Origin of the sequence: Catellatospora coxensis (genome assembly GCF_016862635.1) — a bacterium.
GTDB lineage: Bacteria > Actinomycetota > Actinomycetes > Mycobacteriales > Micromonosporaceae > Catellatospora > Catellatospora coxensis.
The window spans coordinates 1-21,245 of record NZ_BONI01000112.1 but is presented as its reverse complement, the minus strand read 5'-3'; the positions used below and the strand labels follow the sequence as shown (position 1 = coordinate 21,245).

Here is a 21,245-nt window from a genome sequence, read left to right as displayed (position 1 = left end):
AAAAAGAGCCCCTGACCAGGCAAAACCCGGTCAGGGGCTCTTTCGTGCCAGTCCAGGTGAGTCCAGCCGTAGACGGCCGCGTCCCACTGTCTGCGGCAAATACGCGGCAAAGTTCATTGACCAAACCGATCGCGATCGGGTGCCAGGCCTGGCTACGTGGCAAGAAGATCAACAAAGAAGCCCAGGGACCCGATGACCAGGGCTCCAACTCGTAGAGGGTGGGCTGTGCCGTCTAAGCCGAGTAGTTTCTTCCCCAAGAAAGTGATCAACCTGCCCAGGTCGAGGAACAGCACCAACGCGATGAGAAAGGGCATTGCCAGCAAGATGGCCACGCCAAACGCCACGAACGCCGCGACATAGGTCAGGTGGAAGCGCCAGTTCCAGACACACAGCCCGGCTACGGCCGGGATAAGGAAAAACCTGAGACCGTCGGGCATGGGGGCGAGGATCACTGCAACGAGCCCGCCCAGCAGCACCGTCGATAGGAAGAAGTCGCGCTCAAACTTCCGGTATCCAGGCGTCGCGTGCAGTTTCTTGCGTCGGGCCTGCTCCTCGGGGTCTGGGCTCCTCCACTTCACGAACTTTGCGTGCCCGCGGCTAGCGCGGTCTCGTAGGCTCTGGACCCGCCCCACGCCGAGTAGGTCAAGGACAACCACCAGTGTGGCGACGTATGCGGTCAACTTTCCGATTCGGCCCCACCACAACATGGACAGGCCGAATACGGACTCTCCAAGGGTCGACTTGCCGTCAAGCCAGATGTTGATCACATGAAGTAGATCGTCCACCGGGTGAGGCTAGGGGCGGTACCCGGGCGTGTGCACCCGACATTCGGTCAGGCGTGGAGGACGCTCGGATTTCACCGAGAGCCCTCCTCGCGCCTGAACCCCGCCTGTCAGTTCTCCTGCGGCCAGTTTGTTAGCGCAGCCCGGATACGGCGAAGTGCCAGTTCCTCCTGCCCGTCGATGCATTTGGCGTAGACCTTGAGCAGTACCCGTACCGAGTTGCCCGCCCACTCGGCGACCTGGGTCGGCGCAACTCCCGCGTTGAGCCACAGGCTCAGGCAAGCGTGGCGCAGGTCGTACGGCCTGCCCGCCAGCGGCGAGGCAGCCTCGACCTTCGTGAGCACACTCTCCCGGACCCGCGCCCACACGGTGGTGTAGCTGTTGTTCGGGATCGTCGTGCCTGGCCAGGTCTCGAAGTAGCGCCCACCCGGCCCGCGCCTCGTGACGAACATTCGACCGTCGCGACCAGGCCGGAACTGCTCGCGGTGCCGGCGGAGTACCGCGACGCCCTCTGGCGGGATCGGCACGCGCCTGGTGGACTTCTTCCCGCGGTGCTTGAGCTGTCGGGACTCGTGCGCCGCGCCGTCATCGGTCCAGCCCTCGCCCACGGCCACGGTCGCGCCCGACAGGTGCCACCATCCCCACGCGTCCGGGTTGCCCTGGTCGGGCAGCTCACAGTGAGCGTCGAGCACGTGGAGCAGCTCTTCCGGCCGCAGGCCCGAGTAGTACATGCCCGCGAAGAACCCCTCCAGCTCGGGCGTGTCCTCCCGGACGCCAGCCAGCAGGCGCTCAGCCTGCGTGGGGTTGGCGACCACCCGCCGGTCGACCTCATCGTCATTCTGCGGCGCGATCCACTTGACCCCGTGGAGCGGATGCGTGGGCAGCCTCCCCAGCTCGACCGCGTACGCCAGCGCGCCATAGAAGACCACCCGCTTGCGGGCGACGGTGCTCGCGGCGGCGGCGGTACCGTCAATCTTCAGCAACAGGGCATCGAGTGCCTTACGCATGACCGCCGGATCGACCATCGCCGAGAGCCGCACGGTGTTCTCGGTCAGCCACCGGACGGTCGCCTCGTGCGCGACCGGCGGCGGGCCGCTCGCCCGCTCGCTGGCCTTGAACGCCCATCCATATAGCGCGCCCCGGATGTCCTCGCGGCTCGGCGCTCCGCGATCGGTGGCCAGTAGCGCCTCGGTGACCGTGGCCAGCGACTCGGCGATGCCCTTGCGGTGCTTGCCGGAGGCGCGCGGCCACTTCATGTCCACGAACTCACACGCGTGCACGTACCAGGTGCGCGAGTTCTGCTCGCGGACCATACGCTCCGGCAGGCCGCTGGCCTCGTCGAACGGCTGACCCTCCCGCGCGGCCGTGATCAGCCCCGACCGGAATGACTCGGCCAGCGGCTTCGTGACGAATGACTTGCCGAACTCCTCGCCAGCGACCGCCCAGCGCACGCGGTAGCTGGTCTTCCGCTTGCCCTTGTACTCCCGGATGTCCCAAAACCGCACGTCGTACGTGCTCACGCGTTCTCCTCGTGCTCGGACAGCCACTTGTCCAGGACGCTGCGGCGGACCCGCAGGCTCCCGTTCGGGTACTTGATCGTTCGGGGTGCCCTACCGGTCGCCTTCCAGTGGTAGAAGGTCGACTTGGCCACCCCCAGCTCGTCTAGGACTTCCTCCAGTTCCATCAGTGCGTCACGTACGACCGTGCGCCCCATGACATCCCTCCCCAGGGTCTGTGGCCGCCTCAATCGGCCTGAGAGTGGTTCTGAGCCAAGATCTGCGATGGTTTGGTGTATGGGTATGGGCGCGCCGAGCGTGTTAGGCACGGCGCGCTGTCCCGTGTGGTGGTCTCGGTTGTCGGGCGGCGGGAGCGGTGACAGCGGTGACACGATGACAATCGCCCCGCCGCACCGCAATCACCGCAGGTCAATCCGCCTAAATGGCTGTCACCGCCTGCCGGTGACAGGCGGTGACAACGGTGACAGGGAAGATCAACGGCCGACCGGCGCGCCGTTGATGTAGTCGGCCGCGCCGGGGTGTAGCTCGTAGTCCCCGTCCGCGGTGGTGCGGACCCATCCGTGCTGAGCGAGGGTGGCCAGCACCGACATGACCTGCTCGGCGCGCGGCAGCTTGCGCTGCACGCGCCGGTGCAGCTCTCGCCGGGTGAAGGTGCGCATGTCCTTGGCGACCAGCACGGCCAGCACGTCATGCGCGGTCTCGCCTGCGGGGTCGCCGTGGACCAGGGCGAGGGCGGCGGTGTAGTGGGCGATCAGCCACGCGGTGACCTGTGCGGCCTGGGCCATGGTCTGGCCGCTGATCTGGCGTTCCCATGCGTCGGTGGGGTGGTGGGCCAGGTGCAGCAGTCCGGCGAGGCGCAGCATCGCGCCGAACAGCTTGTTGGCCCACTCGCGGACGTCGTGCAGCGCGCCACCGGGCCGCAACTGCTCCTCGATGGTCTCGGCGGCGGCGGCGCGCACGCGGCTGGCCTCGTCGGTGAGGGTCAGCACGCGCGGTCCGTCCCACTCGGCCAGGGTCGTGGCCAGGATGCGCACGGTCGACTCGTACCGCGCGGCCACCGAGACGGGCACGGATGGTGAGTCCTGGTCGCGGTATCCGGCCAGGCTGCGCGGCAGGATGAACCAGAACCGGGCAGGCAGGCCACGGCCGAACAACTCGGCGTTGGACCCGAACTTGCGCAGCGCGGACGGCTGAGTCATCACCCCGACCGTGAGGGCGGGGTCTTCGATGGTCTCGCCTGCCCTGGTCTGCCGGTCGGTGGACAGGTGCCCGCCGCTGTAGCCCTTCAGGTACGGGTCGAGGTTCGGCGTGCCGGAGTAGCGGCCGGCCAAGGTGTCGAAGATGCCGCCTTCATCGCTGATCACGGCCATGCGCCCGCCGTTGGCGGCCATCATGCTGACCAGGGCTTCGGGGGTGTGGTCGTCGCAGATCAGCCGCGGCAGCGTCGGCACGGTGATCTCCTCCACGGCCATCACCGCGGCCAGGGCCTCGGCGGTGGCCGCGTCGCGCTTGTCAGCGTCGGCCTTGGCGGCGCTGGCGCGGGCCTGCTCGGCGGTGCGCTGGGCGATGTCGCGCCGCGCCGCCTCTTGCTCCACCAGCGGCCGGACCTGGTCGGCCATCTGCTGCTGCGCCTGGTACAGCGGCCGGACCAGCGCCCCATGCACCGGGCTCTTACGCTCGCCCGGCGCGGCGACGGTGGCCACGTAGCTGTTGACCGGCTCGCGCCAGCCGGGCTTGCCCTCCACGACCAGGCGGCGCGCCCCGCACGTCGACAGCACGGACAGGAACACGCCCGCGCCCATCGCGGTGTCGGTCTGGGTGAACGTCGCGACGCCTTCCACCATGTCGCGCGCCCAACCGGGGAGTACGTCTAGGGGGAACGGCGGCGGCGCGGCGGTGTTGGTGCCGACCGGCACGGGCACGTCCCAGCCTGCCCGCGCGGCCTGGTCGGCGGGCACGGCGGCCAGGTGGCGAATCTGGGCGGTCATGCGGCCACCGTCCGTGGGCGGGCCGCTCCGGCGCGCAGGCCGGAGGCGATCGTGCGGGCGGTCTCTGCCGGCCGCAGGCCGATGGAGTAGGCAGCCTGCGTCAGCAGGCCTTCTACCTCCTGCGCCTTGACCGCCCCGCCCGCGGCGAGCTGTCCGAGCGCGACCGCGGAGGCGTACAGCGCCGCGTTGCGCCCGCCCTTGGCGGCCTGGGCCAGGTGCGACAACTGGGAGTCGATCGCAGCCGAGACGTACCGGCCCGCCCGGTCGGCGGGCAGCGTGACCGTCACCGGTGCCTGCTCCGGCAAGGGCGCCGGGGCCAGCGCGGCGGCCAGCCATTCGGGCAGTTCAGCGACCGGAAGCTCAGCGCCTACCCGGTACGGGCGGCCGTTGACGACGCTCCCGGCGGCCAGGACGTACCCGCCGTGGGCGCGGGTGTCGATCAGCGGCCCCAGCCTCTTGGCGGTGTTGCGCATCTGCTCGCCCTGGTCGGGGTGGCGGTAGTACAGGTGCGCGCCGCCGCTCCAGGTCGTCACGGCGTAGGTCGGCGCGTGCTCGGCACGGGCGCGGCGGCGCAGCTCGCCCAGCACGTCGCTGCCACGCTGGTAGAACGTCCAGGGCGCGGGCAGGGCCTGCTCGTCCTTGATCAGGTCAAGGTCGATGACGACCAGCCCGGACGGGCCGGTAGCCAGACCGATGTTGAACGGCCCGGCCGACCAGCAGCGCCGGATGCGGTCGAGGTCGGTCGTGGCGCGCTGCTCCCACGCCCGTACGGCAGGGGTCTTGTCGTCGGGGGTCACGGGGAACACCCGCCATCCGCGACCGGCGGCGTGGAGGGCGGCGTTCACGAAGTCCTTCATGGTTACTCCTGAATTGACTGCTCAAGCGTCGTAATGCGGTGGTGGTTCGGCGGCGCAGTGCTGCTCCGAGTTGCGCACTCATATCCGCCGTTGCCCTTGCGCGCTACCGTGCCGCTCGTGGCTGACCTTTGGAACGTGATCGACGCGATCGGATCATTCGGCGGAATGGTGTTGGCAGGAGTGGCCGGGTATGTCGCCTATCGGCTATTCAAAGTCGAGTCGGAGCGCGACCGCAAAGCTGACTATTTCCAAAAGGAACTGGCGGAAGAAAAGTCACGGGAACAAGCAGCGAGCGTAGGGTTCTGGCATGACTACGAGAAACGGACGATCGCGGTCCTAAACGCCTCTAAACTGCCGATATATGCCGTTGTCATAACTCGTGGCGGCGAGACGGTGGCCGGGATATCGATCGTTGGCTGGATGCGGTCGTTTGCAGCCCTGCGGCCAGGCGAGTCAATCGAGTTGTCGATCTCAGACCACTATGACGAAGACGGTGATATCAATACGACCGGCTATCGGATCTGGTTCGATGACAATTCGAATAAACGGTGGGTCCGTTCGCTTGACGGGGATCTCCGGCGATTTCATCCGGACGCGATTCGGGATTTCTTCGCGCACGGCGAAGGACGGGTCTGATCCCGGACTCCGGCGCGATAGGTGCTGGCGAAACCGGCCGCGCAACGGTGCGGCCGGTTCTGGTGGAGGTCACTGACGGGCGAGGGCGCGCGTCGTGGTGCGGCGCTGGTCGGCGCGGAGCTTGCGCCCGGCGGCGATGGCCTGCTCGGGAGTCATCCGCATGATCTCGATGTCGGAGAACGCGTCCAGCTCGGGGAATCGAGCGCGTATGGTCGGGCCGACGTCGGTGGTTACGTCGAGTGTTGTGGTCACCCAGGGCTTACCGGTGATGGCTTCGTAGATGCGTGGGATCATGGCTGCTCCTTCAGGTGTACGGCGGTCGGCGGGATGTCGTGGCGCGGGCGGGTCATGCGGTCACCTGCACTGCGGTCAGCAGGTGTTCGCCGATGAAGTGCGTGAACGCGGGTGGGATGGCCTGGGCGATGGCTTGGCGGTCGCTGGTCCAGTCGATGCCCATGGCCTGCTGCCACTGCTCGGTGGTGCCCTTGCCGCCGCCGTCGCCGTACACGGCGAACATGTCGCCCTTGTGGCGGACACCGGCCCGCCACCCGGCGACGCGGTGTCCCCGGTGGGCCGGGTGCGGCGGCATGAGGGTGGCGAACCCGTGGGTCTCGAACAAGCGGTGTCGGAACACGCGCAGGCCGAACATCAGCCCGCACAGCACCACGTCGGGGCGCAGCGTCGCGCCGACGACGTTCTCCATCACCCACGGCCGGCCCGACGCCATCAGCGCCGCGCGGGTGGCCGGTATGAGGTCGACGTGCCGGTCGGTCCAGCCGTCGCGGGTCCGGTTGGAACGCGTGAGGAGGCTGTGGTCCTGGCACGGCGGGCTTGCGTGGATGGCGTCGAACTCCGCGCCGTGGGCCAGGGCGAACGCGACCGCGTCGCCCTGGTGGAAGTCGTCGCCGCAGTAGTCGGGCCAGGGGACCTGGTCGACGCCGGTGACGTGCCATCCGGCCTGCTGGTAGCCGCGGGTTGCTCCGCCGGCGCAGCAGTACAGGTCGAGCAGCCGGGGCCGGTTCATCGGGCGTTCCGGCGCAGGTGGGCGAAGTGGTTGAACAGGCGTCGGCCGACGCGCAGGCGGACACCGTCGCCGTTGCAGCGGCGGCATGGGCGCGTTCGGCGCAGGAGCGGGGTTCGGGTCCAGCCGGTGCCGGTGCAGTTCTGGCAGCGCCGGAACGGCAGTAGCCAGCACAGCCCGATATAACCGAGCGTGAGCAGAACCAGGGCGGCTGTCGGTAGCGCCGTGAGCGTGATCGTCTGGGTAGCGGTAGCGGCAAGGGATGGCATCGGACGCCTCCAGGGGCCTGTTTTCGGGTGTGCGGAGGGCGGGCCGCTACCCGCTACCAGCGGAAATGTTGGCTGGTGGTGCGGGTAGCGGCCTGGGTAGCGCAGCCGCTACCGGTAGCGGGACAGCCGCTACCGGTCGCGGCGCTGAATCGCCGTACCGATATCGATGAGCTTCACGCCCTTGGGGCTGCGACCGTCCTCCTTGACGTTCACGCTCGGTAGTCCCAGCGCCCGCAGTTGCGCCGAGATCGTCTCGGCGGTGATGTCGGCGTAGTGCTCGGGCAGCCGCTCGGCGAGCCGTGCGGCGAGGCGCTGCCACGACATGCCGGCCTCGCCGGTGAACATCGCGGCAGCGTCGGCGAGCACGTCGCGGCGCTGGCGGGCCACGGTCTCGCCCGCGGCCATGCCCGAGAGGGTTCCCGCACGCTCGCGGATGAGCCGCGCGGCCTTGAGGATCTTCTCGGCGTCGTCGGCGTCGGCCAGGTGCGTGCGCACCGTGGGCGTCTCATCTGACGCGCCGCGCAGGATGCCGACGCCCTTGTAGGAGGGCAGCAGCGTGGAGCTGTCGTAGCCCTCGCTGTACGCGCCAGCCCCAAGCACCAGGTCGGACATGTTGTAGGAGCCGGTACGCAGCGAAAACCGCACCTGGTGGTTGTCTCGGAAGTTGATGAACTGGGTGGCGATCTGCCCGTTGCCGATCCCGGACGGGCGCTGGGTGGCGTCGATGAAGATGACCCCGGCGGCCGGGGCGACCTTCACCAGGTAGACCAGCAGCGCGGCGATCTCCTTGGACGCCTCGCCCAGGTCGAAGTACTCCTGGAACTCGTCCATGACGACCATCCGTACTGGCATGTCGTACTTGGGGTTGCGGGCGATGTCGCGGGTGAGCTTGCCGTCCGGGCACACGTCCACGGGCAGCCGGGACAGCTTCTCGTAGCGGGCCTGCACGTCGTCCTTCAGTTCCCGCAGGGCTTCCAGGACCGTTTCGACGGGGTCACCGTCGCGGGTCATGGCCAGCCCGAACGCGTACCGGTCGGCGACCAGGGAGAACTTTCGCCAGTCGGGTTTGCCGCCACCGTCCAGGACGGTCAGCTTCACGTACGGGTCTAGCGCCCCGTACAGCGCGAGTAGCCGCGCGGCGAAGGTCTTGCCCTGCCGGGGGAACGCGCCGACCAGCAGCGAATTCCACATCAGGTCCAGCTCGACCAGCCTGCCGCGCTCGTCCAGGCCGAACGGAGCGGGCTTCCAGATGTCGGTCTGGAGGCAGCGCAGCAGCGGCGTCCTGCCTGCTCCGACCGCAAGCGGGTCGCGGTCGGCGACCCACAGCACGTGACGCCGGTGGCTGCTCGGATCGCGGCTGATGAACACCTGCGACAGGGCCACGTCCAGCCCGGATGCGATCTTGTCTCGTGCCTTGATCGCGTCGTCCAGCCCTTTGCCGTAGGGCAGATCGATGACGACCTGGGAGCCGGTGCCGGACGGGTCGCGAGCCATGGTCGACCCGAACGCGATCTGCTGGCCGGGCCGCTCCGGGTGGCCGAGGCCTGCGGCGTAGTAGGCGCGCAGCACGATGTCGGGGTTGAGCTTGCGGAACCGCGCGGCGACCTGCGCCCGGGACACGATCTGCCCGCCGGCGGGCTTGCCGACCTGCGCCAGGCCGAGCCCGGCCAGGATCGCGACACCGGCGGTGGCGTACCACGGCGCGGCGGCCACCATCAGCGGCACACCGACCAGCAGGGCGGCGGCCTCGCCGATGAGGACCAGGCCGCGGAACGTGCGGGTGGACTTGCTCTCGCGGTGGACCTTGAGCCACATGGTGCCGTCGGCGTTGTCGGCGGCGTGCTGCTCCAGGCTGCGGGCCTCATCGACCCACCACCAGCGAAGCTGCCGACCGGCGAGCTTGAATCCGCCCAGCAGCGCGTAGAAGCCTGTCTTGCCCGCGTACCAGGGCGAACGGACCGCGTGGAACCCGGCGACGTGCGCCCACCGGCCACCGGTCGCGCTGATCTCGGCGCGCAGCGCGGGCCACGACCGCAGCACGGCGGGGATGATGTCGCGCTGCGGCGCGGGCGGGTCGGGCTGCTCGACCGGCATCCCGCCACGCTGCGGGCGCTCATCGAGGGGCACGTCGAAGTGGGTTCCGGTCGCAGGCTGGCCGCCGTCGAGCAGTTCGGCCAGCCCGGCATCCCAGTCACGGGGCCGGTTCTCGTCGATTGACATGATGAGGTGGCACCTTTCTGTCTTGAGGAAGCGGAGGGTGTGCGGGGCGTGACCTGCGGTTTAGCGGCCTTGAGGTCACGCCCCGGCTCGGCGGCTACGCCTGGTCGGCATCGCCGTTGCGGGTCTGCTCGATGAAGTCGCTGATGCTCGCCAGGTCGGCGCGGTAGCGGCGGTTCAACACCCCTGCCACGGCCGACACCACGGCCATCAGGCCGACCAGGGGCAACTGCACCCAGCCCGGCGCGCCGACCAGCCACGCGGTGAACGTCGGGGCGGTCGTGGCGATCGTCGCGGCCAGGGCCACATGCCAGCGCTGAGCCGAACGCTCCGCGTTGAGCATCAGCACCTGAGCAGGGGTCGGGTTGTCGATGTGCAGCAGCACTGTTCCTCCTCCTTGGTCCGCCGATCTGGCGGCCACCGCGACGGGCCGGGGTGATGAGCCCGGCCCGCACGGAGGCCGCCGCTCAGCAGCCCTCGGGGATCTCGCACGTGTACGCGCTGGCGCAGCCGCGCAGGAGCGTGACCAGGTCAGAGCAGGTCACCGCTTCACGGACCGCCTGATCGGTGATCAACTGCGGCGCCGGTCGTGTCCAGTCGAAACCGGCCAGCCGCGCCCCGGCCTGGCGGGCGCAGTGCACGCACGTGGGCACGGCGGTCAGCACACAGCCGGACGGCTCGTGCGCCAGCAGGAACCCCACGCCGTAGCGGCCATCGGCGTAAACGCTCGGGACGATGGACAGCCCCGGCGCGACCGGCTCACCGAACACCCGCACCGGGGGCCGGTCGGCCGTCACCTTCAGCGCAATCTCGGTCTGCGCGCTCACCGCTCGACCTCGCTCAGGTCGAGTCGCATCTCAGCCAGCCGCGGCGCGCCGTGCCACGGGCGGGCCGCGGACACGTACCCGTCGAACAGGCCGATCAGGAACGCCGTGCCGGCCGCGCCGATCGGGCCGACCGAGTGCGCCAGCATCGGCCCCACCTGCTCGGCCCAGTCCACACCGACCGCCCAACCGCCGACGATGTTCAGCGCCAGCGACGTGGCCAGGGCGGTCCACTCGATCGCGTCGGCGCGCCAGTCGGTGTCACCGCCCGCCGAGCGCAGCACCGCTCGACCGATGATGATCAGGCCGACGATCGCGATGAGCGCGGGCTCCATCGCCCACGCCGACCACCAACCCGCGGTGCCGCCGTCCAGGCCCAGCAGCCGCACGACACCGGCCTGAACGCCGGTGGTGGACCATGCGGCGAACGCGACCAGGACCGGGACACCGGCCATGAGGGTCACCGACCGGACGCGGGCCACACGCAGGGCGCGCATCTCAGCCGATCCCTGGATCTGCGCCCGCAGCCGCGCCCTGGTGCCGGACCGCTGCGCCCGCCGGTACAGGGCGGCCAGGGCCGCCGCGTCGGCGGCGTCGCGTGCCCGCTCGCCGCGGGCGAGTTTGGCGGCGCGGGCCTGCTCGCGGACGTCGTCCATCGCGATACGGTGCTCGGCCTCCAGTGCCCGGCGCGCCAGCTCGTCACCGCGCTGCGTGGTCAGCAGCGCCCGTTCGGCGTCGAGCTTGACCGCGACCGTGTGCGCCTGGGTGCGCTCGGCGGGCACCAGCTCGGCCGGCGGCGGCGCGGGCACCGGGATCGGCTCGGCCTCAGCCGGTGCGATCTTCGGCAGCGTTTCTACGTCAACCCGGTACAGGGCCTCGGCCGGGGCCGTGATCGGCTCGGCGGGCACCTGCGGCAGCACCGGTACACCCGCCGCGGCCGGGGCGGGCGGCGCGGCCGGGGCCGTGTCCGTGACCGGCTCGGCCGGGGCTGCGGGCTGCTCGGCGGGGGTGTCGGTGAGCGCTGACATCAACGCCCGCGCCTTGTCGGTGCCGACGCGGAAACGCTTCATCGTGGCGCGCAGCGACGGGGCCGCGTCCAGCTCGGCGGACCACTGCTTGAAGTCGTCGACCAGGGCGGCGACGGCGGGAGGGTAGACGCTGGAAGGTACGGTCATTTCGAACCTCCGATGAGTGGGTGGCGGCGCTCGGCGGTCGCGTACACGCGCACCACACCGGGCCGGGAAGTCGGGTAGGGGTCGGACACGCCGGACAGGGTCGTCACGCCGTCCAGGACGGTCAGCAGGTTGGCCACGTCAGCGGTGGGGCCAATCAGCCGCACTCGCACCGGTTCGCCCGGCTCGGCCAGGGAATCGAGCGCGGCGCGGTACAGGTCGTGCCGCTGCCCGGCGCGTAGCCGGGCGATCAGCGCGGCGGCCTGGGCGGCGGTCAGCTCACCGCGGGCGGCGCGGCGGGCGATGTCGCCGATCGCGCGGCCGGTACGGGTGCGGGGCATCAGACCTCCACCTCCGTGTCGGCGGCCTGCCGGTCGGTCTTGTGCAGCTCACACAGGTACGTGCGACCGGCCGCGGTCTGGCGGGAAGCGGTGGCCCGGCGGCGCGTCGGCACCGGCCGGCCCGCCTCGTACGCGGCGGCCTGGGCGTGACCGCAGTCCTCGCAGTCACGCTGCCCGCGGAACGTGGTGTAGCGGACCTGGCCCGGCTCCAGCGGCGGCGGCGCCGACCGGCGAACCGTGACCGGCGCGGCCGGCACGTCCACCGGCGCGCCGGTGAACAGGTCGAGCTGCCCGGCGAACAGGCTCACCGCGCCGCCTCCCTTCGCGCAGCTGCGGCGCGGGAGCACACGAACCGGTAGGGCCGGTTGCGGCGGTCACGGATCGAGGCCAGGCGGCGGCGCACCTCGGCCCGCTCCAGCTCGGTCAGCTCCAGCACCTCACCGCGCATCGCCCGGCGCACCGCGACCTCATCGACGTAGCACGGCTCCGCCTCCAGCTCCAGGGGCAGGCCGCACTCCAGGGCGAACATGAAATCGTCGTGCAGCGCCTGCGCCCATGCCGCGCCGCAGGCGACCCCGCCGACCAGGTCGGCCAGGTCGTGCGTGTGGGTGGCGCAGTTGCGGGCCGCGACAGCGGCCAGGGGGTGCGCGATGGTCAGCCGGGCCGCGCCCGGTTCGTCGGCAGGGGCCGACGCGATAGCCTGGGTAGGCATCGTGATTCCTCTCTGAGCAGGTGGGACAGGGTGCGAAAGACCCCGGCGGGGGCCAATCCCGCCGGGGTCGCTTGCTGTCCGCCGTCTGGCGGCCACCGCGCGGGCCGGGCAGACGCCCGGAGCCGCACGGAAACCGTCAGCGCAGGCGAGCCCGGCGAGACCGGGACGGCTTGCGGCAGTCGTTGCAGCAGCCGTCAGCGGAGGGCTGCGTCACCAGGCGGCCGCACTGGCAATCACGCCACGCGGCCGACGAACGGATCGAGACACGAACAGATGCGGCGAGGCTCATCACGTCCACCTCTTCCAGGTCAGATGCGGTACGGAGAGATGTTGAGCCGGGCGCGGCCACATGGGCCGCGCCCGGCGCGAAACACTCGGCCGACAAGCGGCCTGACGATCTGTGCAGTCAGCGCCCGCTATTCCGCTCGTTCGCCCCGCTCGCCCGGGATCTACCGGGGTCGGCCACCGTGTGGCTCAAGGCAGGGATGCTCGGAGCGGCCGTAGCCAGCGCCTCTTCCTGTCGCTATGAAATTCACCAATGAACAAGCGGGCACCAACAGGTAGCGAGGACGTACGGAACGCCATCCCCGCTGCTACTGGGCCTAGATAGCCCCGTAATCGATTCGGTTTACCGGGCTAAACACAGCTTGCGGGCCGACTGCCTGTGATGTCAACCCCCCTAATCAAAGATGTTTAGGGGGCAAACGAGATCAAGATTTGGATATAGGGCTTGACCAGCTAGGATCAGTTAGCCCACTAGCGGATGGAGCACGAGGTGCCAAAAGCGTCTGTCCCGGATCTGCGAACCAAGCTCTTGGAACGCGCGCAGTCGATCAATGAGCGGATCGACGATCATCAGACGGCTATCGCAGAACTGTCGGCCGAGCGGCGCGAATGCCTCGAAGAGCTGATCGCGGCTGGTATGACACAGATTCAGATCGCAAACGCCCTGGGTATGTCGCGGGGACGAATCTCGCAGCTCATGAGCGCAGGGGTTCGCCCCGAACGCGCCTTCTTCGGCACCGGCAAGGTCACGGTCGCAATTGGTGGAAAGCTGGAAACGGGCCGGGCGGACGGAAAACCGCTGGTGGTCGCATCGGGCGAGGCCTTCGGCGCGTATGAGCGGCTAGCTGACCTGCTCCGCACACTGGGGCTGGATTCAGAGTCAGAGATCGTGCCGCCGCCTGGCCTGCTCCAGCTCAACAGGCCGAACCTGGTGGTGCTCACCAGCCCTCGGTTGCTGCCGTTCGTAGGGCAGGTGCTGGATTCTGATCCACATCTCGCGTTCACGTCAGACGACCGGGGTTGGTACCTCGTCGACAAAACCACCAACACCGAGTACCGGTCGCCCAGCGACGGCGGTGAACCAGTGGACTACGCCTATCTCGGCAGGCTGCCCCGCCCGGACGGCAAGGGAACCTTCCTCTACCTCGCCGGCATCCACGCGCCCGGAACCGCGGGTGCGGTTCATCACGTTGAGACGCACTTGCCGGAACTATATCGAGACGTTAAGAACCGGCGCTGGTCGATGATCGTCGCAACGAGGTTCGATCCGGCAACGCGCAAAACCGTGGACACCTCGGCAGTCACCCCGACCTACCGGCACGACAATGCCTGAACTCTCCTTTGAGGACATTCGTCTAGCGACCGCGGCGGGTAGTCCGGACAAGCCGTCCGAGGACTGGGCGAACGCATCATCGAGCCTGCTCGTCGTGCTCGACGGCGCTACAGCCCGGACTGAAACCGGGTGCGTCCATGGGGTTCATTGGTACGCCGCCCGTCTCGGAACGGCGCTAGTCGACCTTGCCGCCGATCCCGGGATGGACCTGGCCGACGTCCTACGCCGGGCAATTGCACGAGTGGCCGCCGAACACCCTGCCTGCGATCTCACACACCCAGGAACGCCATCGGCGGGCGTGGCGCTACTTCGGGCCGATGGCCGTTACCTGGTGCTCGGCGACGTCACGATAGCCGGGATCGGTGCAGATGGACCGTTCGCTCTGGTCGATCCACGGGTCGAGCAAACCGCGCGGCCAGAACGCGAGGAGGTCGACCGGCATCTCATAGGTACGCCGGAGAAGGCGGCGGCGCTGATCCCGATGAAGCGCGCCGAACTCGCGGCCCGCAACGTTCCTGGTGGTTACTGGATCGCCGCCGCCGACCCCGAAGCCGCTGAGCACGCACTTACTGGACATCTCGATGTGAACGTGTCGCCAGTCGCACTACTTACGGACGGCGCAGCCAGGGCCGTGACCTTAGGTCTGATGAACTGGTCGCGTCTCCTGTACATGGCAGCGGCAGAAGGCCCTGACGAGCTGATCGCAGCCGTCCGCCGCGCAGAGGCAAGTGACCCGCTGGGGGCGAAGTGGCCCCGAAATAAGACCAGCGATGACGCTACAGTGGTGCTTGCTCACCGCCGATGAATGTCGGCGTCATGCCACCGCCTGCCAGCGAGCAGGCGGTGGCACCTCTGGCCCCGTAACGCCTTCAGACGTCGGCGCGTCGTGTTGCCTCTACCCGTTCGAGGAAAGACTAAGTCAACCCGTGTCTACTTACCCGTGACTTCTCCGAGCCGTCGACGAGAGCGGACGAGGACCACGCTCAAGCACCCGTGTCGGCTACTGGGCGTCTCGCACATACATGGCCACCTCTCGCAACATCTTTGACGCTTCCGTGGTTCGATATTTGCCCGACTCAAGGACCTCGCTCAACCAGCCTGCCTTATCGTTCTGTGGCACCTCTGGGTGAAAGCGCTCTAGAACGCCTTGGACAATGAGGAAAATGCCCATCTTCTTGAGTTCGTTATCTAGTTTGTCGAATGCGTCGACCACTGCGCCCGAAAATCCACTGCGGCCAGTTTGCTTCGCGATCTTCCATCCACTCGGAACATCGATGGCGTCCCTTATTTTGTTGAGGTCGCTATTTGTGAGCGTATTGCCCTTGCGCTCCGAGAACACTTTATCGATATAGTATTTGGCCAAGTCCTTCTCAACTGTCTGCGTCTTCGCATTAATGGCGCTAAGGACAGTATTTCGAAGTGGCTCTAGCGGGGCGGGGTCGCCACCCGCGGCCGTTACGAGTCGATTGAAGTCCCGATCTTCGCGCAGCATGTCCAAGTCAACGATGCACGCCGTAGGAACCCCAGCGCTCCGGAGGGCGGTTAGCGCAACATGAATGCGAGACTTGCCACTGCAATGTGTGAGGTGCAGACCTAGCGATGTGGGCACAACAGGGTCAGCGTCACTGGAAATGTCCTCAAAGACTGCGCGAAAATACGTGCAATCTGAGTCGCCCTCGCACAGCACCGCCCCGCGATAAAATAGCCCGTCTATGATCGGATAATGCCGAATTAGCGGATCTGAATACAAATCTCGAACTTGGGGCGGCTCGACTTGTGCAATATGGCTCGTTGAATCGGACCGAGTTAAACGCACTATGCCGACGGCTCCATCGCTTGCCGATGACGACGTTATTCCTTTCAATAGGTCGGCGCTATGAGTTGCCACAATTACCTGGGTGCCCTGGCCTTGAAGTTCTGCAAGCACCTTACCCAGCAGATAGGCCTGCGGCGGATGCAAGAAGGCTTCTGGCTCATCAATGATGAGAATTCGATACCTGTCAAATATTACAAGGAGCACAATTCCCATGAACGCTTTAATTCCGTCGCCCTGCCCCGGCAGTTCAGGAAGAGCGAAAAGCTGGGCGAGATAGTCGGGAGACGGAGGTGCAATACCTTCCGGAATTTCGGTCTTCCCGACATGGAGGGAGATCACACTCCCTCGGTATCGGTTTACCGTCATCGGAACATTGAATGCCCGAAGCATGTAACTGCTGGCGATCTCTTCTAGATCGCGCCGAGCGTACATAAGCTGAACAGGGCCGCTCGGCCGTGCCGTTTGTAGGTCGTATGAGGACTGCGAGTGGACCATTCCCGTGCGGTTCTCGGCATCCAGATACCGAACAAACATGCCTGCAGCGTTGTACAAGCTAGTTGGCCTATCGCCACTCCATATACTGGTTACAGTGCCAAGGCCGAAGCTATTTCCATTGGGGGATACGTAGTGAGGTGTATCGTAGTGACCGTAAGGATAGTTTCCCGGAGGAACTTCGCCGAAGGTTTCACTTAACCACGCACGCGCCTGCGCCTGGTCACTGTCGGTGCCAATTTCAATTCCCTGGATTATCTTGCTGCCCGTCAAGTCGAGTGAATTGAAGAGACTCTGATACAGCTCCCGCAGCATCACGCTCTTCCCGGCATTGTTCGGTCCCACCACGACCGTAAGCCCTGGGTTGATATCGACGGCTTGGCCTGACTTCAAGAGCAAACGACTGACCCAAGTTCTCAAATCTCTACCTTTCAGATCTCGGTCGACACTCGTGCGGGCACGATGACCCGCAGCCTTCACATCATGGTTGGTAAGCGGCCTGGGTGAAACAGACACTCTGTCCGTGGGCTCTTGCCTGCCCGAGGTGCCACCCCGCGCAATGATCTTTGCTGTCACCGTTGTCACCGCTTGTCACCGCAGCGCGGTGACAGCTGTGTACCGGCACTGACCTGCGGTGATGGCGGTTGTGCGGTGCGATTGTCACCGTGTCACCGCTGTCACCGCCTCCGCGGAGTGCGCGTAGCGGGCCGGGCGTACCGCTCTCACCGCGTTCAGCGGCAATACCGGGCTCAGGCCGCAACAGTCCCTAATCGTCGCCTTCGCCGATCTTGATCCTTTTGATGGGCTCCCACTCCCGCTGGTGCCGAGGTGGCCACCAGGTGGGGCTGCTGAGGTTCGCCTCGATGGCCGAGAAGCGAATCGCGCACCCGATGACGAACTGATGGCAGAACTGGTACTCCTCGGCGGAAGGGTCGTAGCCCTTCACAGCAGCGAACTCGTACTCAGTGGAGTACATGCGGACCACCGGGGTGAGGCGCTTGAACCGCTCGTAGCCGGCGCGATCGAATCCCATCGCAACAAGCCGAACCAGCTCGGTCACCTTCTTGAGCGTGTCGGCGTTGTCCTTGATCTGCCGGGCCAGGCGGTCAGTGTTGCGGTGGGCCTCCAGGCGAAGCCGTGAGTCGCCGCCGCGGATCCGCGGCGGGCTCAGCGCTTCCTTGATGTCGTACTCGGACAGCGGCCATGTGAAGCGGGAGCTGAACTGGAACGGCGACGGATCGTCGAAACCGTTGCCGCGGCTGTGAGGCATGAGCAGTTGCTGCATGGCGTGGGCAAGGGAGCACATTGCGTCGATGCGATCGCCCGCAGCGCTGGACGTCTCGGCAGCCTTGACCAGGTCGCGAATCTGCTGCTGTGTGATCACGTCGGCCATCGATACGGTCTCGTAGTCGACCCCGAAGATCAGTGGCGTGTTGGCGGCCATGAACGTCGCGGCGTCGGAGACCGCGAGGTCGATCGCGGCGGGGTCTGGGTGCAGTCCGTGGTGCTTGAGCGCAACGCGGGCCTTGTTGAGGCGCTTCATCGCCTGCTTGCCGGTGATGCTTGTTCCCGTCGGCAGCTTGGCGTTGATCGCGGCCGGATAGCCGTCAAAGTCATACGAGCCGGTAGTGCCGAGGTGCTCTCCGGCGAGCAGGTAGTAGCTCTCGATCGCGTCGTGCAGCATGAGCAGGGCGACCGAGGACATCGGTGGCGGGAGTTTGCCCTGGTCGATGCCGAGCTGGTGGAGGTAGCGGATGTACGCAAGTCGTCTCGCAACTTCGAGGTCCAAGGCCATGTCCGTGATTGTCTCTGGGCATGCCGACCTGCTGAAAGTCGATATTTACGGGGTCGTTCACTCGATCAGACGTTGCGGCATGAGGAACTCTAAGGACGACTCGCTTCGCGAGGCTCACGACTTCGGACGCTTCGCAGCCGGCCATCAGTGGTTGCGGTGGCTACAGGTCGAGGACCGCGCGTAGAGCGGTCTCCAGTGCTTCCAGTGAGTCCGTGTGCAGCGCGCCGCGGCGTTCGGTCAGGTAGTCCTTGGAGATCTCTCCGACGCGGGGGGGTCATCGCCACGCAGGCGGGCGGTGACAGCAATCTGACGGGGTCTGGGCTGGCTGTCAGCGTGTCACCGCCTCGGCTGCCTCCCGCGGGCAAGGGCAAGCGGACTCGCTCGCGATCCTCACGCTTCGCGACCAACGCAGCAAGTGACATCGAGGTTTGATGCTCGGAGAAGCGGGACGGGCTTTGCCGCTCAGTTCAAATTCGCCCTGGGTCGAGCGGACCGAACGGGCAATCGACATGCGCACCTGGTTGCGATCTGATGCCGGTGTGACCGTTCAGCCAGGAGAGTCCACGACACCGAAACGCGGGTCCTTCCAAATTCTCGCCAGCTTGGCGGGAGGCGTTTCACTGCTTAATCTCATAAAAGATATCGACCTTATCTCACTAAATGGGACTCTGGGTCAGTGGCTGATGGCGTATCACGAACTAGTGGTCCGTGCCACTAACTTCCTTTTCGGCTGGATACCCGTTAAGTGGATAGGAATCGACGCCGAGGAGGTTCATGGGCTTATTGTACTTAGCATAGTTCTTGCCGCTATTGACAATGGATGGGGCAGCGAGAAGCGCTTGACCTGGGAAAGGTTCCAGGAGTCCTGGAGCCACAGGTTCCCGCCAACGGTTACGATAGTGCTTTTCGTGCTCATTATGCCCGCGAACTATCATGCTGGGTACTGGCTGGCATTCGGCGTTCCAGGATGGCTGATCGCTTATACGTTTATTTTTCGGTATTCCCCCGTTGATCGTGGGTTATACAGGCCTCTGCGTGTAGAAGATCTATTACCGTATCTACTCAGAGCGGGGGGCTGGGTGGCCCTAATTGTCCTGCTGGACAAACTGACGCAGTAACGATCTCACCGGCTACGCAAAATACCGCCTGACGTGGTCGTCGACGACTTCCAAAGAGCGGAGGTGCCGTTGAATGGCGGGCTGGTGGCGCCGTGGATCGCTGGCCTGGCGATGGTGGCGCAGCGGAGCAATCGACGTACGCGACCCGATCAGGGTCGAGGACCGGGGCGTCATGCCGTGAGCGGCGGGTCGGGTTGGCCGGCGGCGCTCGTTCGAACGTATGTTGACCCGTGCCGGACATGGAGCATGGATACGACGGTCCGAGCGAGTATGCGAGGGCTCGGGCGCAGACCACGGACGAGCAGCTCGCCGAGGGCATCCGGGTGGCGTTCATTGCGGTGTGGTGGTGGTTCGACTCGTGGTGGCTGGATGAACGTCCGACCGCGAACCAGTACTCATACAAGCGCGCTGAGTTGATCCGCGAGTCGCGTGACTCACTTGCCGCTCGCGGGGTCACTGCGTCCCTGCGTGAGCTAATGGACGCCAGTCAGCCGTTGTTGGGCGAATACTGGTCCTCCTGTTCCCCGGCTGAGCGCGGCCTCACTGCGGCTATAGACGCGCTGCGAGACGCCTCTCTCATCAGGGTGACTTCAGTCCGCCGCGCTCGCGAAGAGGTCGCCCGTTGGGATGACCAGCGCGTGTTGCGCACCTTCGGCTGACCGGGCTATTTAAACGAGCAGCGCCCCGCCCTCGGTGAGGGCGGGGCGCTGTCTCTCCCATGGCTCGCGTTGCCATCATAAGTGACTAGGTCACTTCTGCCTAGAAGGCACGCAACTTGTGGCCGGCAAGTTGGGGTGGCCCAGATTGATCTTTCCTGTCACCGTTGTCACCGCTTGTCACCGCTCGGCGGTGACAGCAGTTTAGGGGTATTGACCTGCGGCGACATGGTTGCGGCCGCGCGATTGTCACCGTGTCACCGCTGTCACCGCCTGCCGGACGTATCCGCGGCGTCAGTACGCCAACGCTTCACGCGCCCGGCGCGGAGTTCGTGCCGGGCGTGAGCGGTTGCGGTGGCTACAGGTCGAGGACCGCGCGCAGGGCGGTCTCCAGCGCTTCCAGCGAATCCACATGCAGCGCGCCGCGCCGTTCGGTCAGGTAGTCCTTGGAGATCTCCCCGACGCGGGGGGTCATCGCCACGCCGATTGACGAATCATCGTCAAGTCGCACGTCGGGCTCAATCAGCGTGGATGCCCGCACGTCCGACAGCGGCACGACCAGCGCCGTCGGGCGGGTCTCGGTGAGCTTGTCGTGGCCTACGAGCACCACCAGGTTCTTGCTGCTGGCGCGTTCGCGTAGCCATACTTCGCCCCGCTTCACGCGGTCTCCCGGCGGAACATCAGCTCTTCGCGCTCAGCGTCGTAGTCGGCGAACTCGTCGGCCAGGTGGCGATCCTGCTCTGCGCTGATCCGGGCGGCGTGCTCGATGGCCTGATTCCATGCGGCGCGGCTCAGCCAGGCAGACAGCGAGACACCGTCGCTCGCGGCGGCGCGGCGTGCTGCGGTCAGCGCGTCGGCCTCCATGGTGAGGTTGATCCGTTCGGTTGCCATAGATGCACTGTAACGCGTGCATCGTCCGCGTGCATAGAACATGCACGCCCTCGCGTGCGTAAGACTCTGTCACCGTTGTCACCGTTGTCACCGTTGTCACCGTTGTCACCGCCTGTCACCGGCAGGCGGTGACAGCTTCTTAGGCGATCTGAGCTGAGCGGGGGCGTTCGGGAGGGGGCGGTTGTCACCGTGTCACCGCTCTGGCCGGTCTCCACGGGCAAGGGCAAGAGCTAAGGGGGACTCGCTTCGCGAGCCTCATCCCCTCGGACGCTTCGCGACGGGCGACGGGCGCGACGTGGCACAGCCTTCAACCTTGCTGAAACACAGAGCAGCAGCGCCCCTGTGTGTTTCAGCAAGGTTGAAGCTCTTGTCACCGCGAGGGCAGAGCACAGGGACGAGACATAATCAACTTGGTTATATATAGGCTTGAGGTGCCCGGCGGAGCCTCATGACCGGCGAAGTTGCGGCAAAGTTCCGCCAGCTCACGACATATCCACAGGCCAAGGCCGGTACGGTACGCCGT

Annotated in this window: 23 protein-coding genes; 5 read left to right on the top strand and 18 right to left on the bottom strand. The window is 66.7% G+C overall.

Features of this window, described 5'->3' with window-relative positions; genetic code table 11:
* Positions 1 to 152: 152 nt before the first annotated feature.
* From Cco03nite_RS38795 to Cco03nite_RS38775, 5 genes are all read right to left on the bottom strand, one after another.
* On the bottom strand, positions 153 to 785 hold the full coding sequence (locus Cco03nite_RS38795; protein ID WP_203699029.1) for a hypothetical protein: 633 nt from the start codon (positions 783 to 785) through the stop codon (positions 153 to 155).
* Positions 786 to 892: 107 nt separating this feature from the next.
* Positions 893 to 2,302 (bottom strand): site-specific integrase, encoded by a 1,410-nt coding sequence (locus Cco03nite_RS38790; protein ID WP_203699028.1) that lies wholly within the window; start codon positions 2,300 to 2,302, stop codon positions 893 to 895.
* Entirely contained in the window at positions 2,299 to 2,496 is a 198-nt protein-coding gene (locus Cco03nite_RS38785) for a helix-turn-helix transcriptional regulator (RefSeq protein WP_203699027.1), read from the bottom strand. Before Cco03nite_RS38785 ends, Cco03nite_RS38790 begins: the two co-directional genes overlap by 4 nt.
* A gap of 276 nt (positions 2,497 to 2,772) precedes the next feature.
* Entirely contained in the window at positions 2,773 to 4,287 is a 1,515-nt protein-coding gene (locus Cco03nite_RS38780) for a YfjI family protein (RefSeq protein WP_203699026.1), read from the bottom strand.
* Positions 4,284 to 5,144, bottom strand: coding sequence for a bifunctional DNA primase/polymerase (locus Cco03nite_RS38775; RefSeq protein ID WP_203699025.1), 861 nt, complete (start codon positions 5,142 to 5,144; stop codon positions 4,284 to 4,286). The genes Cco03nite_RS38780 and Cco03nite_RS38775 overlap by 4 nt, the downstream gene beginning before the upstream one ends.
* Before the next feature lie 117 nt (positions 5,145 to 5,261).
* Between Cco03nite_RS38775 and Cco03nite_RS38770 the strand changes: the two genes are divergently transcribed.
* The gene (locus Cco03nite_RS38770; RefSeq protein WP_203699024.1) at positions 5,262 to 5,780 is read left to right on the top strand and encodes a hypothetical protein; all 519 of its coding nucleotides are present in this window, start codon (positions 5,262 to 5,264) and stop codon (positions 5,778 to 5,780) included.
* A gap of 69 nt (positions 5,781 to 5,849) precedes the next feature.
* Here the strand turns inward: Cco03nite_RS38770 and Cco03nite_RS38765 are convergent, their stop codons facing one another.
* From Cco03nite_RS38765 to Cco03nite_RS38725, 9 genes are all read right to left on the bottom strand, one after another.
* The gene (locus tag Cco03nite_RS38765) at positions 5,850 to 6,074 is read right to left on the bottom strand and encodes a hypothetical protein (protein WP_203699023.1); all 225 of its coding nucleotides are present in this window, start codon (positions 6,072 to 6,074) and stop codon (positions 5,850 to 5,852) included.
* Positions 6,075 to 6,126: 52 nt separating this feature from the next.
* The gene (locus tag Cco03nite_RS38760; RefSeq protein ID WP_203699022.1) at positions 6,127 to 6,804 is read right to left on the bottom strand and encodes a DNA cytosine methyltransferase; all 678 of its coding nucleotides are present in this window, start codon (positions 6,802 to 6,804) and stop codon (positions 6,127 to 6,129) included.
* 395 nt (positions 6,805 to 7,199) lie between these two features.
* The gene (locus Cco03nite_RS38755; protein WP_203699021.1) at positions 7,200 to 9,290 is read right to left on the bottom strand and encodes a cell division protein FtsK; all 2,091 of its coding nucleotides are present in this window, start codon (positions 9,288 to 9,290) and stop codon (positions 7,200 to 7,202) included.
* A gap of 94 nt (positions 9,291 to 9,384) precedes the next feature.
* Positions 9,385 to 9,672: a hypothetical protein gene (locus Cco03nite_RS38750; protein ID WP_203699020.1), complete on the bottom strand. Its 288-nt coding sequence runs from the start codon at positions 9,670 to 9,672 to the stop codon at positions 9,385 to 9,387.
* Positions 9,673 to 9,754: 82 nt separating this feature from the next.
* On the bottom strand, positions 9,755 to 10,114 hold the full coding sequence (locus Cco03nite_RS38745; RefSeq protein ID WP_203699019.1) for a hypothetical protein: 360 nt from the start codon (positions 10,112 to 10,114) through the stop codon (positions 9,755 to 9,757).
* A complete protein-coding gene (locus tag Cco03nite_RS38740; RefSeq protein WP_203699018.1) occupies positions 10,111 to 11,286 on the bottom strand; it encodes a hypothetical protein in 1,176 nt (391 codons plus the stop codon). The genes Cco03nite_RS38745 and Cco03nite_RS38740 overlap by 4 nt, the downstream gene beginning before the upstream one ends.
* The gene (locus Cco03nite_RS38735; RefSeq protein WP_203699017.1) at positions 11,283 to 11,624 is read right to left on the bottom strand and encodes a hypothetical protein; all 342 of its coding nucleotides are present in this window, start codon (positions 11,622 to 11,624) and stop codon (positions 11,283 to 11,285) included. The genes Cco03nite_RS38740 and Cco03nite_RS38735 overlap by 4 nt, the downstream gene beginning before the upstream one ends.
* Positions 11,624 to 11,932, bottom strand: a complete 309-nt coding sequence (locus tag Cco03nite_RS38730; RefSeq protein ID WP_203699016.1) for a hypothetical protein — start codon at positions 11,930 to 11,932, stop codon at positions 11,624 to 11,626. Before Cco03nite_RS38730 ends, Cco03nite_RS38735 begins: the two co-directional genes overlap by 1 nt.
* Positions 11,929 to 12,336 (bottom strand): hypothetical protein, encoded by a 408-nt coding sequence (locus Cco03nite_RS38725; protein ID WP_203699015.1) that lies wholly within the window; start codon positions 12,334 to 12,336, stop codon positions 11,929 to 11,931. The genes Cco03nite_RS38730 and Cco03nite_RS38725 overlap by 4 nt, the downstream gene beginning before the upstream one ends.
* 763 nt (positions 12,337 to 13,099) lie before the next feature.
* Between Cco03nite_RS38725 and Cco03nite_RS38720 the strand changes: the two genes are divergently transcribed.
* Positions 13,100 to 13,954 (top strand): sigma factor-like helix-turn-helix DNA-binding protein, encoded by an 855-nt coding sequence (locus Cco03nite_RS38720; protein ID WP_203699014.1) that lies wholly within the window; start codon positions 13,100 to 13,102, stop codon positions 13,952 to 13,954.
* Positions 13,947 to 14,759: a protein phosphatase 2C domain-containing protein gene (locus tag Cco03nite_RS38715; RefSeq protein WP_203699013.1), complete on the top strand. Its 813-nt coding sequence runs from the start codon at positions 13,947 to 13,949 to the stop codon at positions 14,757 to 14,759. Before Cco03nite_RS38720 ends, Cco03nite_RS38715 begins: the two co-directional genes overlap by 8 nt.
* 195 nt (positions 14,760 to 14,954) lie before the next feature.
* Here Cco03nite_RS38715 and Cco03nite_RS38710 read toward each other — a convergent pair whose 3' ends face one another.
* Positions 14,955 to 16,838, bottom strand: a complete 1,884-nt coding sequence (locus Cco03nite_RS38710) for an AAA family ATPase (RefSeq protein ID WP_203699012.1) — start codon at positions 16,836 to 16,838, stop codon at positions 14,955 to 14,957.
* 190 nt (positions 16,839 to 17,028) lie between these two features.
* Positions 17,029 to 18,057, bottom strand: a complete 1,029-nt coding sequence (locus Cco03nite_RS38705) for a hypothetical protein (RefSeq protein ID WP_203699011.1) — start codon at positions 18,055 to 18,057, stop codon at positions 17,029 to 17,031.
* A 539-nt stretch (positions 18,058 to 18,596) separates the two neighbouring features.
* Between Cco03nite_RS38705 and Cco03nite_RS38700 the strand changes: the two genes are divergently transcribed.
* Together Cco03nite_RS38700 and Cco03nite_RS38695 are read left to right on the top strand one after the other, a co-directional pair.
* Positions 18,597 to 19,175, top strand: coding sequence for a hypothetical protein (locus Cco03nite_RS38700; protein ID WP_203699010.1), 579 nt, complete (start codon positions 18,597 to 18,599; stop codon positions 19,173 to 19,175).
* A 230-nt stretch (positions 19,176 to 19,405) separates the two neighbouring features.
* Positions 19,406 to 19,834: a hypothetical protein gene (locus Cco03nite_RS38695; RefSeq protein WP_203699009.1), complete on the top strand. Its 429-nt coding sequence runs from the start codon at positions 19,406 to 19,408 to the stop codon at positions 19,832 to 19,834.
* 355 nt (positions 19,835 to 20,189) lie between these two features.
* On the opposite strand, the gene Cco03nite_RS38690 is transcribed toward Cco03nite_RS38695, so the two are convergent.
* Complete coding sequence (locus Cco03nite_RS38690; RefSeq protein WP_203699008.1) at positions 20,190 to 20,492, bottom strand: type II toxin-antitoxin system PemK/MazF family toxin; 303 nt, start codon at positions 20,490 to 20,492, stop codon at positions 20,190 to 20,192.
* Positions 20,489 to 20,722, bottom strand: a complete 234-nt coding sequence (locus Cco03nite_RS38685; protein ID WP_203699007.1) for a hypothetical protein — start codon at positions 20,720 to 20,722, stop codon at positions 20,489 to 20,491. Before Cco03nite_RS38685 ends, Cco03nite_RS38690 begins: the two co-directional genes overlap by 4 nt.
* Between the last annotated feature and the right edge of the window lie 523 nt (positions 20,723 to 21,245).

Bases quoted from the DNA above. Each gene is read 5' to 3' on its own strand.
- Cco03nite_RS38785 (WP_203699027.1), bottom strand. From the start codon at position 2,496: ATGGGGCGCACGGTCGTACGTGACGCACTGATGGAACTGGAGGAAGTC.
- Cco03nite_RS38780 (WP_203699026.1), bottom strand. From the start codon at position 4,287: ATGACCGCCCAGATTCGCCACCTGGCCGCCGTGCCCGCCGACCAGGCC.
- Cco03nite_RS38775 (WP_203699025.1), bottom strand. From the start codon at position 5,144: ATGAAGGACTTCGTGAACGCCGCCCTCCACGCCGCCGGTCGCGGATGG.
- Cco03nite_RS38765 (WP_203699023.1), bottom strand. From the start codon at position 6,074: ATGATCCCACGCATCTACGAAGCCATCACCGGTAAGCCCTGGGTGACC.
- Cco03nite_RS38760 (WP_203699022.1), bottom strand. From the start codon at position 6,804: ATGAACCGGCCCCGGCTGCTCGACCTGTACTGCTGCGCCGGCGGAGCA.
- Cco03nite_RS38755 (WP_203699021.1), bottom strand. From the start codon at position 9,290: ATGTCAATCGACGAGAACCGGCCCCGTGACTGGGATGCCGGGCTGGCC.
- Cco03nite_RS38740 (WP_203699018.1), bottom strand. From the start codon at position 11,286: ATGACCGTACCTTCCAGCGTCTACCCTCCCGCCGTCGCCGCCCTGGTC.
- Cco03nite_RS38735 (WP_203699017.1), bottom strand. From the start codon at position 11,624: ATGCCCCGCACCCGTACCGGCCGCGCGATCGGCGACATCGCCCGCCGC.
- Cco03nite_RS38725 (WP_203699015.1), bottom strand. From the start codon at position 12,336: ATGCCTACCCAGGCTATCGCGTCGGCCCCTGCCGACGAACCGGGCGCG.
- Cco03nite_RS38720 (WP_203699014.1), top strand. From the start codon at position 13,100: ATGGAGCACGAGGTGCCAAAAGCGTCTGTCCCGGATCTGCGAACCAAG.
- Cco03nite_RS38715 (WP_203699013.1), top strand. From the start codon at position 13,947: ATGCCTGAACTCTCCTTTGAGGACATTCGTCTAGCGACCGCGGCGGGT.
- Cco03nite_RS38705 (WP_203699011.1), bottom strand. From the start codon at position 18,057: ATGGCCTTGGACCTCGAAGTTGCGAGACGACTTGCGTACATCCGCTAC.
- Cco03nite_RS38685 (WP_203699007.1), bottom strand. From the start codon at position 20,722: ATGGCAACCGAACGGATCAACCTCACCATGGAGGCCGACGCGCTGACC.